This window comes from Azospirillum agricola (assembly GCF_017876095.1).
In the GTDB taxonomy this organism is placed as follows: Bacteria; Pseudomonadota; Alphaproteobacteria; order Azospirillales; family Azospirillaceae; genus Azospirillum; species Azospirillum agricola.
In genome coordinates, this window is record NZ_JAGINM010000017.1 from 19,321 (window position 1) to 32,570 (window position 13,250).

10 protein-coding genes are annotated in these 13,250 nt (G+C 70.5%); 3 read left to right on the forward strand and 7 right to left on the reverse strand.

Annotated elements, in window-relative coordinates:
- Positions 1-33: 33 nt before the first annotated feature.
- Genes J2847_RS22935 through J2847_RS22945 form a run of 3 tightly spaced genes read right to left on the reverse strand, consistent with a single transcriptional unit; the run spans position 34 to position 2,292 of the window.
- Positions 34-1,191, reverse strand: a complete 1,158-nt coding sequence (locus J2847_RS22935; protein ID WP_085556088.1) for a PP2C family protein-serine/threonine phosphatase — start codon at positions 1,189-1,191, stop codon at positions 34-36.
- A 14-nt stretch (positions 1,192-1,205) separates the two neighbouring features.
- Positions 1,206-1,976, reverse strand: coding sequence for an ATP-binding protein (locus J2847_RS22940; RefSeq protein WP_325169467.1), 771 nt, complete (start codon positions 1,974-1,976; stop codon positions 1,206-1,208).
- A gap of 10 nt (positions 1,977-1,986) precedes the next feature.
- Entirely contained in the window at positions 1,987-2,292 is a 306-nt protein-coding gene (locus J2847_RS22945; RefSeq protein ID WP_209781148.1) for an STAS domain-containing protein, read from the reverse strand.
- 247 nt (positions 2,293-2,539) lie between these two features.
- Here J2847_RS22945 and J2847_RS22950 point away from each other — a divergent pair, with 247 nt between their 5' ends.
- From J2847_RS22950 to J2847_RS22960, 3 genes are read left to right on the forward strand one after another with little or no spacing between them, the layout of a single operon-like run.
- Entirely contained in the window at positions 2,540-4,945 is a 2,406-nt protein-coding gene (locus J2847_RS22950; RefSeq protein ID WP_211114822.1) for a PAS domain-containing sensor histidine kinase, read from the forward strand.
- Entirely contained in the window at positions 4,942-7,878 is a 2,937-nt protein-coding gene (locus J2847_RS22955) for a hybrid sensor histidine kinase/response regulator (RefSeq protein ID WP_233474726.1), read from the forward strand. The genes J2847_RS22950 and J2847_RS22955 overlap by 4 nt, the downstream gene beginning before the upstream one ends.
- Positions 7,875-9,278 (forward strand): DUF1329 domain-containing protein, encoded by a 1,404-nt coding sequence (locus tag J2847_RS22960; RefSeq protein WP_209781149.1) that lies wholly within the window; start codon positions 7,875-7,877, stop codon positions 9,276-9,278. The genes J2847_RS22955 and J2847_RS22960 overlap by 4 nt, the downstream gene beginning before the upstream one ends.
- A 24-nt stretch (positions 9,279-9,302) precedes the next feature.
- Here the strand turns inward: J2847_RS22960 and J2847_RS22965 are convergent, their stop codons facing one another.
- The 4 genes from J2847_RS22965 to J2847_RS22980 all read right to left on the reverse strand — a co-directional run bounded on the left by J2847_RS22965 (position 9,303) and on the right by J2847_RS22980 (position 13,188).
- Complete coding sequence (locus tag J2847_RS22965; protein ID WP_085556084.1) at positions 9,303-10,127, reverse strand: ferritin-like domain-containing protein; 825 nt, start codon at positions 10,125-10,127, stop codon at positions 9,303-9,305.
- 169 nt (positions 10,128-10,296) lie between these two features.
- Positions 10,297-10,716, reverse strand: a complete 420-nt coding sequence (locus tag J2847_RS22970) for a F0F1 ATP synthase subunit epsilon (RefSeq protein WP_209781150.1) — start codon at positions 10,714-10,716, stop codon at positions 10,297-10,299.
- Between the two features lie 87 nt (positions 10,717-10,803).
- Complete coding sequence (atpD, locus tag J2847_RS22975; protein ID WP_209781151.1) at positions 10,804-12,222, reverse strand: F0F1 ATP synthase subunit beta; 1,419 nt, start codon at positions 12,220-12,222, stop codon at positions 10,804-10,806.
- A 72-nt stretch (positions 12,223-12,294) separates the two neighbouring features.
- Positions 12,295-13,188: a F0F1 ATP synthase subunit gamma gene (locus J2847_RS22980; RefSeq protein ID WP_085556081.1), complete on the reverse strand. Its 894-nt coding sequence runs from the start codon at positions 13,186-13,188 to the stop codon at positions 12,295-12,297.
- Positions 13,189-13,250: the final 62 nt, after the last annotated feature.

The window sequence follows — 13,250 nt, forward strand, 5'->3', positions numbered from 1 at the left end:
CCGAACCGATCGCCGGACAACCCGCCGGACGGCTCAAGCCCGGCGGGCGATCCACACCGCCGTCAGGTCGTCACGCAGCGGCTGGCGGGTGCGGGCATAGAAACGATCCAGCATCGGCCGCAGCGGGTGCAGCCGGTTGACCGCCAGGGCGTCGCGCACGAAGGCGGGAACCGCCTCCTGGCCAAGCGGACCGTGCTCCTCCCCGCCGCATTCGATCAGCGCGTCGCTGTAGAGGAACAGGAAACCGCCGCGCGGCAGGCGGTGGCTCTGGTCGGCGTAGCGGGCCCGTCGCGATGCGCCCAGCACCAGCCCCGCCGAATCGAGCAGCCGCAAGTCGGCGCCCACCCCCAGCACCGGGTTCGGCGCCCCGGCGCCCGCGAAGGTCAGCGTGTCGGTCGCCAGATCGAGGATCCCGAAGAAGGCGGTGGCGAACTGCCCGGTCGGCAGCACGTCCTTCAGGGCGCCGTTGAGCCGCGACAGCCATTGCGACGGCGCCGCGTCCTCCATTGGAAAACGGTCGATCAGCGTGTGCAGGCGGAAGGTGTTGATCGCCGCCGTGATGCCGTGCCCGGCGAAGTCGATCAGCAGGAAGCCGACGCGCCGGTCGTCGAGCGGATAGACCCCCCAGAAATCGCCGCCAAGCTCCGACGACGTCTCGAAATGCGCGTCGAGGATCAGGCCGTAGCGCTCGGCGACCGCCGCGATCCGGCGGCTTTCCGGCAGCAGCGAATGCTGCATCGCGCGGGCGTGCGACAGTTCCCGCTGCACACGCTCGCGGTAGGCGGCGAGGTCGTTGAACAGCTTGCGCTTCTCGAGCTGGTGGCGGACCCGCGCCACGCATTCGCCGGGCCGGATCGGCTTGGAGATGAAGTCGCTGCCCCCGGCGTCGAAGCAGCGGACCTGCTCCTCGTCGCTGTCCAGCGCGGTCTGGAACAGCACCGGCAGTTCCTCGTGCGTCGCGTTGCGCCGCAGGGCCCGGCACATCTCCAGCCCGTTCATCACCGGCATGTCAACGTCGAGCAGAACGAGGTCGGGGCGGAAGCGGTCGACCGCCCGCAGCCCCTCCTCCCCATCCCCGGCGAAGGCGATCTCGCTGATGCCGGCGCGGCGGATGACCAGAGCCAGCGATTTCCGGTTGAACTCGTTGTCGTCGACGATGAGGACCCGACTGTCGGACAGCGACATCGCCATGGCGTGGAAGCCCGTCAGAGGTCGAAATGCAGGACGGTGCAGCGGCCGCCGTCGGTCACCGCGACACGGCTGGCGAGCGCCCGCATGAAGACGAAGCCACGCCCCGAGCGCGCCTTGCCGCCCACCGCGGCCGGAGCCGCGCCGCTGTCGAAGCCGCCGCCCTGGTCGACCACCGCGATGGCGACGGTCGCGGCGTTCCAGCGGCAGAAGATGTCGATGCGGCGCCGCTTGATCGCCGGATCCTCCAGACGGTCGCGCAGCATCTGCCCGAACAGCCGGTAGCCGTCCGGCTGGTTCTTGGTCGCGCTCGACAGGCCGAGGTTGCCGTGGACGATGGCGTTGGCGATGGCCTCGTGCAGGCACAGCTCGACGTTGGAGCGCTGGTCGGCCCGCAGGCCGCCGCGCCGCGCCAGCTCGTCGCAGACCAGCACCGCGCATTGCAGGCCGTAGGCGGTGCCGGTGGTCAGCGACAGGTAGAAGCCCGGCTCGACCGCCGGGGCGCCGGTCCAGTCCTCGCGCAGGGCGGCGGGCTCGTCGCCGCCCTCCCCCAGCTCGACCGTCAGGAAGGGGTTGCGGTCGAACGCCTCGCGCAGCCGGTCGCGGTCGGCCTGCTCCAGCAGCAGGGCGTCGGCCCAGGACGGCAGGGCCGCCGGGTCGGCCGGCTCGAAGCCGGACAGCTCGAAGCCGGGCATGGCGAAGCGGGCGGCGATCCGCGCCCGCGTCTCGTCGGGAACGCGGGTCCACATCACGCAGAAGGGGCGCAGATGCGGGGAGGCCGGCTCCACGGCGCGCCGCTTACGGTTCGATGGTGATGATCTCGCCGATCCGGGCGAGATCGATCGACCGCTTCACGTCGCCCTGGGGGCCGCGCACGGTCAGCTTGATGTTGCGCTGCTCGGCCTCCTCCTGGAGGATCAGCAGCATGCCGAGCCCGGCGGAATCGAGGAACTCCAGCCCCGACAGGTCGATGGTGAAGCGGCGCGCCCGCTGGCCGTCCAGCAGCCCGACGATGTCGGACAGCCGGTCGTGATCGGTGAACTCCAGCCGACCGTTCAGCCGCACCTCGACCTCGTCCGACGTGCTGCGCGTTTGGAACTGCATCGTACCCCCACATCTTCGGGACCGCTGGCGCGCCCGGCCCTACGGACGCGCGCGTATCCCACCGTCTTCGCCTATGCACAGTAGTGCAAGCGGCGCGGGCTTCTCAAGCGCCGTCGCCGCCGACCGGCGGGTTTCCCCCGGCGGGATGGACGATGCCGGCCGGAACGGGGTAGAACTTCCCCCCGGAGGCACCCGCTCTCCGTGCCGGCGACGGCATTCTCCAAGCCAGCGTCCGGACCGGCAGGGCATGAGCAGCCAAGGCATCGACAGTGTGGCGCGCGCGTGGCGCCGGGTGCCGACGGTGTCGGCCAAGTTTCTGATGATCCTGGTCCCCAGCCTGGTCCTCGCGGTCTCGGGCTTCTCCGCGATCTTCTTCCACAACCGCTACCAGGATCTGCGCGACGCGCTGCGCGACAAGGTCGCCACCATCGCCGACGTCAACGCGGCGGCGCTGTCGCACAATCTCTGGTCCTACGACGTCACCGCCATCCACAACGTCATGCAGTCCATCGCCGCCAACCGCGAGCTGGTCTGCGTCGAGGTCGGCGACAACCAGCCCGACGGCCTGTTCGCCTCGTCCGGCCCCGCCTGCTCCTCCGCCGGGCGGGCCGGCGGGGTCGAGCGCCGGACCGTCATGGCGCTGGGCTCCCCGGTCGGCACGCTGGCCCTGCACTACACGCAGGCCCCCGTCCGCGAACAGTTGCGGCAGGAGATTGCGAACACCGTCTTCCTGCTGCTGCTGATGCTGGCCGGAACCGTCGCGGCGGCGCTGGCCGCCCTGCGCCTGACCATCGGCCTGCCGCTGCGCCGGCTGGTCGATTCGATCCTCGATTTCGAGCGGGGGCACGGCCGACGCCCGGTCGATTGGGTGGCGGCGGACGAGATGGGCCGGGTGATCCTGGCCTACAACGGCATGCTGGCCCGGCTCGACGCCGAGGCGGCGGCCCTGCGCCAGAGCGAGCAGCGGCTCGCCCTGGCGATCACCGCGACCCGCTCGTCGGTCTGGGACTACGACCTGCGCAGCACGCAATATTGGTGGTCGAAGGAGTTCCCCGCCCTGCTCGGCTACGGCCCCGACGAGCTGCCGATGACCGCGGCGACCTGGGAATCGCTGCTGCACCCGGACGAGGCGGCCGGCATCGTCGCCGAATCCCGGCGCCGCGTGCGCGACAAGGCGATGGCCTACACCGCCGTCTACCGGATGCGGCGGCGCGACGGCCGATGGGCCTGGATCGAGGACCGCGCCACCGCCCAGCGCGACGCGGGCGGGGCCGCCCTGCGCCTGACCGGCACCATGTCCGACGTGACCGAACGGATCCAGGCCGAGCTGGATCTGGCGCGCGAGCGCAACATCCTCCAGGTCACGCTGGACAACACCGACCAGGGGATCATCAAGGTCGACCACGACCTGCGGGTGGTGATGTCCAACCGCCGCGCCGCCGAGCTTCTGGACGTCCCGCCGGAGGCGCTGGCCGGCGGTCCCGGCCTTCCCGGCCCCGCCTTTCCCGACATCGTCGCCCTCCAGCGCACCCGCGGCGCGTTCGACGCGATGGGCGACGATCCCGACCTCCACCTCGTCTCCGAGGATGGCGCCGGCCTGGACGGCCTGCTGGACCAGCCCTTCACCTTCAAGCGCCGCCGCCCCGACGGCCGGATCGTCGAGGTGCGCACCAACCCGCTGCCGGAGGGCGGCTTCGTCCGCACCTTCACCGACGTGACGGTCGAGGCGCGCTCCGCCGAGGAGATCTTCCACGCCATGCAGGCGCTGGAGGCCGCCTACGCCGACCTGAAGGAAACCCAGGCCAGCCTCGTGCAGGCGGAGAAGATGGCCTCGCTGGCGCTGCTGGTGGCCGGCGTCGCGCACGAGATCAACACCCCGGTCGGCATCGCCTTCGGCTGCTCCACCCATCTGTCCGCCCGCACCCGCGCGCTGTCGGACGCCTTCGCGGGCGGAACGATGAAGAAGTCCGATCTCACGGCCTATGTGGCGACCGCCGGCGAATCCACCCGCCTGATCCAGCAGAACCTGACCCGCGCGGCCGAGCTGATCCAGAGCTTCAAGCGCGTCGCCATCGACCAGACCAGCCAGGAACGCCGCCGCTTCGAGCTGCTGACCTATCTGGAGGAGGTGGTGACCTCCCTCGGCCCCGCCCTGCGCAAGGGACCGCACCGCGTCGCCATCGCCTGCTCCCCCGGCATCGTGCTGGACAGCTTCCCCGGCGCGCTGAGCCAGGTGGTGACCAATCTGGTGATGAACGCGCTGACCCACGCCTTCCCCCCCGACCCCGACGGCCATGCGACGGCCGGCCACATGGTGATCGACGCCGAGGAGTCGCCGGAGGGCGAGGTGGTCCTCCGCTTCGCCGACGACGGCGCCGGCATCCCGGCCGAGCACCAGTCCCGGGTTTTCGAACCCTTCTTCACCACCCGGCGCGGCACCGGCGGCAGCGGGCTCGGCCTGCACATCGTCTTCAATCTGGTGACGCAGACGCTGGGCGGGCGGATCTCGGTTGACAGCGCGCCCGGCGACGGCACTACGTTCACGCTTCGCATTCCCAAAACGGCGGGCGCCAGCCCCGGCCCCAGCGCCGGCCCCAGCGCCGGCCAGGGCCCCGGCGGGGGAGCCAGACGCGTGGAGACCGAGGCGGCATGAGCACGGGTGCGCTCGCTGAACCCACCTGCGACGACGACATCCTCTTCGCGGCGGAGGATCCGGGCGTCGGCGGAGCCGGCCCGGCCGGCGCCGAGCCTCCGCCCTGGACGATCCTGGTGGTGGACGACGAGGCCGACGTCCACGCGATGACCGGGCTGCTGCTCGCCGACGTCGTCTTCCAGGGGCGGCGGCTCGACCTCGTCGGCTGTTTCAGCGCGGCCGACGCCCGGCGCGCCCTGCAAAGCCGGCGCGACGTCGCGGTGATCCTGCTCGACGTGGTGATGGGGGACGACGAGGCCGGCCTGCGGCTGGTGCGCTGGATCCGCAACGAGCTCGGCAACCGCGACGTCCGCATCATCCTGCGCACCGGCCAGCCGGGGCAGGCGCCGCAGCGCGACGTGATCGTCGAGTACGACATCAATGACTACAAGCCCAAGGCCGACCTGTCGGCGGAAAGCCTGTTCACCGCCGTCATCGCCGCGCTGCGCGCCTTCGACCAGATCCAGTCGATCGAGACCCGCGTCGCCCAGCGCACCCGCGAGCTGCGCGAAAGCCGCGAGCAGGTCAACGCCATGCTGGAGGCGAGCCCCGTCGGCGTCTGCGCCTATGACGAGGACGGCACCGTCGTGCTGGCCAACCAGCGGCTGGTCACGCTGCTCGGCATTCCCAGGGAGCGGCTCGCCGGTTCGCCCATCGGCGCGCTGTTCGCCCCGGCGGACAACCGTCCGGAGCTGCGCGCGCTGCTCCAGCACCGTCCGATCCGCGACGCCGAGGTGACCTTGCGGCGCGCCGACGGCTCGACCTTCTGGGCGCTGCTGTCGGTCGATCCGGCCATGGTCGAGGGGCGGGGGGTTTATCTCGCCTGGATCTACGACATCACCGGCCGCAAGCTGGCCGAACAGCGGATGGAGGAGGCGAGGGAGCAGGCGGAGCAGGCGACCAAGGCCAAATCCGCCTTCCTCGCCACCATGAGCCACGAGATCCGCACGCCGATGAACGGGGTGCTGGGCATGCTGGGCATGCTGGAGCGCAGCGGGCTGGACGCCCACCAGCGCGACACCGTGGCGACGATGCGGGAATCGGCGATCTCGCTGCTGCGGATCATCGACGACATCCTCGACTTCTCGAAGATCGAGGCCGGCAAGATGGACGTCGAACGGGTGCCCGTCTCCATCCCCGCCCTGATCGAGGGGGTCGCGGAGACGCTGGCGCCGTCGGCCCGCGCCAAGGGGCTGCCGCTGCTGACCTACATCGACCCGGCGATTCCGCCGGCCCTGCTGGGCGATCCGGTGCGGCTGCGGCAGATCCTGTTCAATCTCGGCGGCAACGCCATCAAGTTCACCGAGACGGGCCGCATCGTCATGCGCGCCTCCCTGGCCGCCGGGTCCGGAAGCGGGCCGGCGACGGCGTTGCGGATCGAGGTGACCGACACCGGCATCGGCATTCCGGAGCCGGTGCGGCGCCGGCTGTTCCAGCCCTTCACCCAGGCGGAAAGCTCGACCGCCCGGCGCTTCGGCGGGACCGGGCTCGGCCTGTCGATCAGCCGGCGGCTGGCCGCGCTGATGGGTGGCGAGATCGGGGTGGAGAGCGTCCCCGGCGTCGGCTCGACCTTCTGGCTCGGCCTGTCGCTCGACCGCGCCGATTCCGCCGGCACGCCGGACGGCGACGCCCAGCCCCAGGCCGAGGCCGGTTCCGCCGTCGGGCTGGACGGTCTGACCGTGCTGCTGGGGGTGCCCGACGACACGGAACGCAGCTTCCTGTCCTGCTATCTGGAGGCCGCCGGCGCCCGCGTGCTGGGCGCCGCCTCGCCGTCCGATCTGGCCGCCCAGGCACGCCTCGCCCGCGAGGCCGGCCACGCCGCCGACGTCGTGGCGGTGGACGAGGCGCTGCACGTCCCCGCCGCCGCCTGCGCGCCTGAGGAGCTGGGCCGCCGCAGCGGCGAACGGCGACCGCCCGTCATCCTGCTGCTGCAAGGGTCCGGCGGCGAGCGGAGCGCGCACGGCGTGATACCGCTCGGCCGGCCGCTGCGGCGCCTGCCCCTGCTGCGCGCCGTGGCCGCCGCCGCCGGCCGCCTCGCCGCCACGGACGAATTCTCCCCGCTCCTCCCCCAGCCCGTGCCCGCACCGGAGGCGGCGCGGTCGGGCGTCCCGCCCGTTCCCGAAGCGCCGGATCCGGAGGACGCTCTGGCGCAGGGCCGCCTGATCCTGGTGGCCGAGGACAACGCGGTGAACCGCAAGGTGCTGCTGATGCAGTTGCACGCGCTGGGCTACGCGGCGGAGATGGCGAACGGCGGCGCCGCCGCGCTGGCCGCGTGGCGGGGGCCGCGCCGTTACGGCCTGCTGCTGACCGACGTGCAGATGCCGGAAACCGACGGGGTCGAGCTGACCCGCCGCATCCGGGCCGGCGAAGTGGCGGAGGGCCTGGCCCGGCTGCCGATCGTCGCCGTTACCGCCAACGCCGGGCCGGACGATATCGCCGGCTACCACGCCGCCGGGATGGACGACGTGCTGAGCAAGCCCCTCGACCTTCCGCAACTGGCGGCGGCCCTGGCGCGCTGGCTCCCCCCCACGCCGACGCCGACCGCTCCGGTGGAGGTCCAGACGCCGCCTGTCGAACGCGCCGGTCTGCGCGCCCTGTGCGGCGGAGACGACGGGATGGTCGCCGAACTGCTGAACGATTTCGTGTCGATCAGCCGGAAAATCCTCACCGATCTCGACCACGCCGTGTCGGCCGGCGACCGGGAGGCCGTGCGGGCCTGCGCCCACAATCTGCGCGGCTCCGCGCGCAACGCCGGGGCCGAGCCTCTCGCCGCCGCCGCGCTGGCGCTGGAACGCGCGGCGACGGACGATACCTCCTGGCTTCACCTCGCCGAGCGGGCGACCGCGCTGCGGGCTGCCTTCGCCGCCGTCGAACGCTTCGTGGCGGGCGCATGAGCGGCCGCCCCTCCATCACCCGCCGCGAGGCGCTGGCCCTGGCGCTGGGAACGATAGCCACGACCGCCGCCACCACCACCGCCGCCACCGTGGCGGGCGCGCAGGAGGCGGTGACGGCACCGACCGAGGCGCCCCCCGTGCCGAAGCTCGGCGAGGAGCTGACCCCCTTCGGCGCCATACGCGCCGGCAACCGCACCCGCGCCATCCCCGCCTGGACCGGCGGGCTGACCAGGGCTCCGAGGGGCTATGTCCCCGGCCGCCCCTCGCCCAACCCCTACATCGAGGACGGGCGCTGGTTCACCGTCGGTCCCAACGATGTCGAACGCTACAAGATCCGCCTGTCGGCCGGGCTCCAGGCCCTGCTGGCGAAGCATCCCGACAGCTTCGAGGTTCCGGTCTTTCCCTGCCGCCGCAGCGCCGCCGCCCCGCAGGCCGTCTATGACGCCAGCCTGGAGAACGCCGGCCGCGCCGCGCTCGGCAACAACGGGCTGGTGCTGACCGGAGCCCGTGTCGGCGTGCCCTTCCCCATCCCGGCCAACGGCGTGCAGGCGATGTGGAACCATCTGCTGCGCTGGCGCGGCACGTCGCTCACCCGCACCGGCCAGACGATCCTGCCCAGCGCCACCGGCGCCCTGGACAGCCGCCTGTACCGCGAGGATGTCGCCTTCCCCTACGCGGCCGGCGAGGAGAGCGGCCGTCCCCTGCTCTACCGCCGCACCACCCTGATGCCCAAGGAGCAGGAAGGCAGCGTGCTGCTGGCCCAGGCGACCCTGAACCCGATCCAGTCGGGCTTTCGTGCCTGGTTCCGCCAGGGGGAGCGGGGACGCGTCGTGCCCGCGCCCGATTTCCTCTACGACACGCCGGATCCGGCGACCGACGGCATCGCCACCGCCGACATGCTCGACATGTTCAGCGGCCCACTCGACCGCTTCGACTTCACGCTGGTGTCGCGGCGCGAGATGTACGTCCCCTACAACGCCTACCGCCTGAACACGGCCGGCCTCGCCCCGTCGGAATTCATGTGGTACGGCCACCCCAACCCGCAGTTCCTGCGCTACGAGCTGCACCGGGTGTGGATCGTCGACGCCCGGCTGAAGCCGAACTTCCAGCATGCCCTGCCCGACCGCACCTATTACCTGGACGAGGATTCCTGGCAGATCGTCATGGCCGAGCATTACAACGGCAAGGGCGAGCTGCTGCGCTACGCCGAGGCCCACAATGTGGCCCACTGGCAGGTGCCGGCCTTCCTGCCGGCGGTCGAGTTCGTCCATGACCTGACGACGGACCGCTACGTCGCGCGCGGCATCGACAATCTGCAACGCCCGCCCATCTTCGACAAGCCGCTGAAACCGGAGGAATTCACCCCGGAGTCGCTGGTCCGCCGCGGGCGCCGGGGCTGACGCCCCGGCCGGCGGCGCGCCCGATCAGGCGCCTTGCGCGATCAGCCGCTTGGTGCGGCGGTCCATCAGCCACCAGGCGCCGCGCGAGGCGACGCTGCACAGGCGGCTGTGCGGAGTCAGCCCGCAGGCCTTGAACACCATGGCGACGGCGCGGTCAATGTGCTTGGGCCGGAAGCGGCCGTAGGCGCGCCGCGAATAGGCGGCGTTGTAGCGCTTGTGGTCGTAGACGCTGTCGGCCGGCGCGTTGGCCGCGTAGTAGGCGTAGGCCAGCTCGTCGTCCTCGGATTCCCCGATGCGCGACAGCGCCACCTTCAGGCGCTGGAACCTGTTGAGCCCTTCCAGCTCCAGATACTTCTTGGTGTAGGTGTAGAAGAGCTTGAAATGACGCAGCTCGTCGGCGGCGATGCGCCGGCAGATCTCCTTCAGCACCGGCTCGTCGGTGGAATCGCCGATGGCGGTGTAGTAGGAGCTGGTGCCGGTCTCGACGATGCAGCGGGCGATCATCTCGCCGCTGCGCGAGCCGCGCACGGAGTCCTCCAGGTCGATCGGCACCTTGTAGCCGGCGCGGAAGCGGGCGACGGCCTCCTCGAATTGGAACTCCGGATCGACCAGCTCCGCCCAGCGGCCGAGCGCCTGGCCGTGCTGGACCTCCTCCACCGCCCAATCCTGGGCGACGGCCTTGAACTCGGCGTCATCGTGGAACACGTTGCAGAGATAGGCGGTGTAGTCGTGGGCGTTGAACTCCACCAGCGCCGCGGCCTTGATCAGCGGGATGATGTCCGGATCGATCTTGCTGCGATCGAACTGGTCCCAGGGAAGGTCGTCGATCCGCCAGTGGGTTCGGGCCATGGTCCGCCTCTGTTGTGCCGCGCCGTCGCGGCGAAAGCCTCATCGAAGCGCAGCCGTCGCCGCCCGCGCCCAACGTCTGAATGTAAGGAATGTTCACCGCGTTGCAACGGAAACGGGCGGCTCGGATGACCGAACCGCCCGTCGAACCAACGAGGTGTGTGCCGTGCGCTCAGTGAGCGGCGGACGACGCCCCCAGCGCTTCCAGCTTGGCGCGCGCGACGGCGAGCTTCGCCTCGACCGCGGCCCGCTCGGCGTCGGACTTGGAATCGTCCAGATCCTCGGACAGGTCCTTGATCGTCTTCTCGACCGACACGCGGTCGAGATCGGAGAGCGCCACCGCCTCCTCGGCCAGGACGGTGCAGCGCGTCTCGGTCACCTCGGCGAAACCGCCGGCGACGAAGACGCGGTCCACGATCCGCTCGCCCTCATAGACGTCGATGACGCCCGGACGCACGGTCGAGATCAGCGGCGCATGCCCGGCGAGCACGCCGAAATCGCCTTCCGTACCCGGCACCACGACCATGTCCACCGGCAGCGACTTCAGCAGCTTTTCCGGCGAGACCAGCTCGAATTCGACTTTATCGGCCATGGGTTTCCTGGTGCCTCTTCGTAAGAACCCTCTCCCCTCTTGCGAGGGGAGAGGGTGAACCATGCGTCAGCGAAGGTCGGAGGCCGATCAGGCCGCCAGCTTCTTGGCCTTGGCGATCGCCTCGTCGATGGTGCCGACCATGTAGAAGGCGGCCTCCGGCAGGTGGTCGTAGTCGCCGTTCACGATGCCCTTGAAGCCCTTGATGGTGTCTTCCAGGCTGACCAGCACGCCCGGCGTGCCGGTGAACACCTCGGCGACGTGGAAGGGCTGCGACAGGAAGCGCTGGATCTTGCGGGCGCGGGCCACGACCAGCTTGTCCTCTTCCGACAGCTCGTCCATGCCCAGGATGGCGATGATGTCCTGCAGCGACTTGTAGGTCTGCAGAACCTTCTGGACCGAACGGGCGACCGAATAGTGCTCGTCACCGACGACGCGCGGGTCGAGGATGCGGCTGGTCGAGTCGAGCGGGTCCACGGCCGGGAAGATGGCCATTTCGGCGATCGAGCGCGACAGCACCGTGGTGGCGTCGAGGTGGGCGAAGGAGGCGGCCGGGGCCGGGTCGGTCAGATCGTCGGCGGGCACGTAGATGGCCTGCACCGAGGTGATCGAACCCTTCTTCGTCGAGGTGATGCGCTCCTGGAGCGCGCCCATGTCGGTGCCCAGCGTCGGCTGGTAGCCCACCGCCGACGGGATGCGGCCGAGCAGGGCCGACACTTCCGAACCGGCCTGCGTGAAGCGGAAGATGTTGTCCACGAAGAACAGCACGTCCTGGCCTTCCTCGTCGCGGAAATACTCCGCCAGGGTCAGGCCGCTCAGCGCGACGCGGGCGCGGGCGCCCGGCGGCTCGTTCATCTGGCCGTACACCAGCGCCACCTTGGAACCCGGACCGTCGAGCTTGATGACGCCCGACTCGATCATCTCGTGGTAGAGATCGTTGCCCTCGCGGGTGCGCTCGCCGACGCCGGCGAACACCGACACGCCGCCGTGCGCCTTCGCGACGTTGTTGATCAGCTCCATGATGGTCACGGTCTTGCCGACGCCGGCGCCGCCGAACAGGCCGATCTTGCCGCCCTTGGCGTAGGGAGCGAGAAGGTCGATGACCTTGATGCCGGTGATCAGCACTTCGGCGTCCGTCGACTGGTCGACGAAGTCCGGGGCCGAGCGGTGGATCGGCAGGGTGCGGGCGGCGTTGACGGCGCCGCGCTCGTCGATCGGCTCGCCGATGACGTTGATGATGCGGCCGAGCGTCTCCGGGCCGACCGGCACGGCAATCGGGTTGCCGGTGTCCACCACCTCGGAACCACGCACCAGACCGTCGGTGCTGTCCATGGCGATGGTACGGACCGTGCTTTCGCCCAGATGCTGCGCCACTTCCAGGACGAGGGTCTTGCCGTCGTTCTGGGTGTGCAGCGCGTTCAGGATCGACGGCAGGACGCCGTCGAACTGCACGTCGACGACGGCGCCCGTAACCTGCGTGATCTTGCCGACGGAATTGGTGGTGGCCATGGAGTAAAGCTCCCTAGGAACTCGGTAAGTGTCGGTGTGCCGTCGCCGGCCGATTGCGTCTCGTCGCCGCCTTTACAGGGCTTCCGCACCGGAGATGATCTCGATCAGCTCCTTGGTGATGTAGGCCTGGCGCGTCCGGTTGTAGGTGATCGTCAACTTGTTGATCATGTCGCCGGCGTTGCGCGTCGCGTTGTCCATCGCGGTCATCCGGGCGCCCTGCTCGGACGCGGCGCTCTCCAGGAGCGCGCGGTAGATCTGGATCGACAGGTTGCGCGGCAGCAGCTCGGCGAGGATCTGCTCCTCGTCCGGCTCGAACTCGTAGACCGGCTTGGCTTCCTCCGTCGCGGCGGGAGCGGCGTCGGCCGCGACCGGAACCGCGAAGGGGATCAACTGCTGGACGGTCACGATCTGCGAGATCGCCGACTTGAACTTGTTGAAGACGACCGAGCAGACGTCGAACTCGCCGGCGTCGAACATCGCCAGCACCTTCTTCGCCACCATGTCGGCGTCGCTGAAGGACAGCCGGCGGCGGCCGACATCCTCGTAGCTCTCGACGATCAGCGAGGCGTACTCGCGACGCAGCTGGTCGCGGCCCTTGCGGCCGACGGTCAGCAGCTTCACGGTCTTGCCCTCGCCCTGGAGGCGGGCGATCTGGCGCTTGGCCTCGCGGACGATGGAGCCGTTGAAGGCGCCGCACAGACCGCGATCGGAGCTGACGACGACCAGCAGGTGCACCTTGTCGGCGCCCGTCCCGGTCATCAGCTTCGGCCCGTTGCCGCTGTCCTGCACGTTGGAGGCCAGCGAGGCCAGCATCCGGCCCATACGCTCCGCGTAGGGACCGCCGGCTTCCGCCTGCTCCTGCGCGCGGCGCAGCTTGGAGGCCGCGACCATCTTCATGGCCGAGGTGATCTTGCGCGTCGACTGGACGCTCGCGATCCGGTTTTTTAGGTCCTTGAGGTTAGGCATGCCGGCCCTTCAATTCCGCTCGGGGTCGTTCCGTGACCGTTCGTGACAGCGGGGGGCGGTTG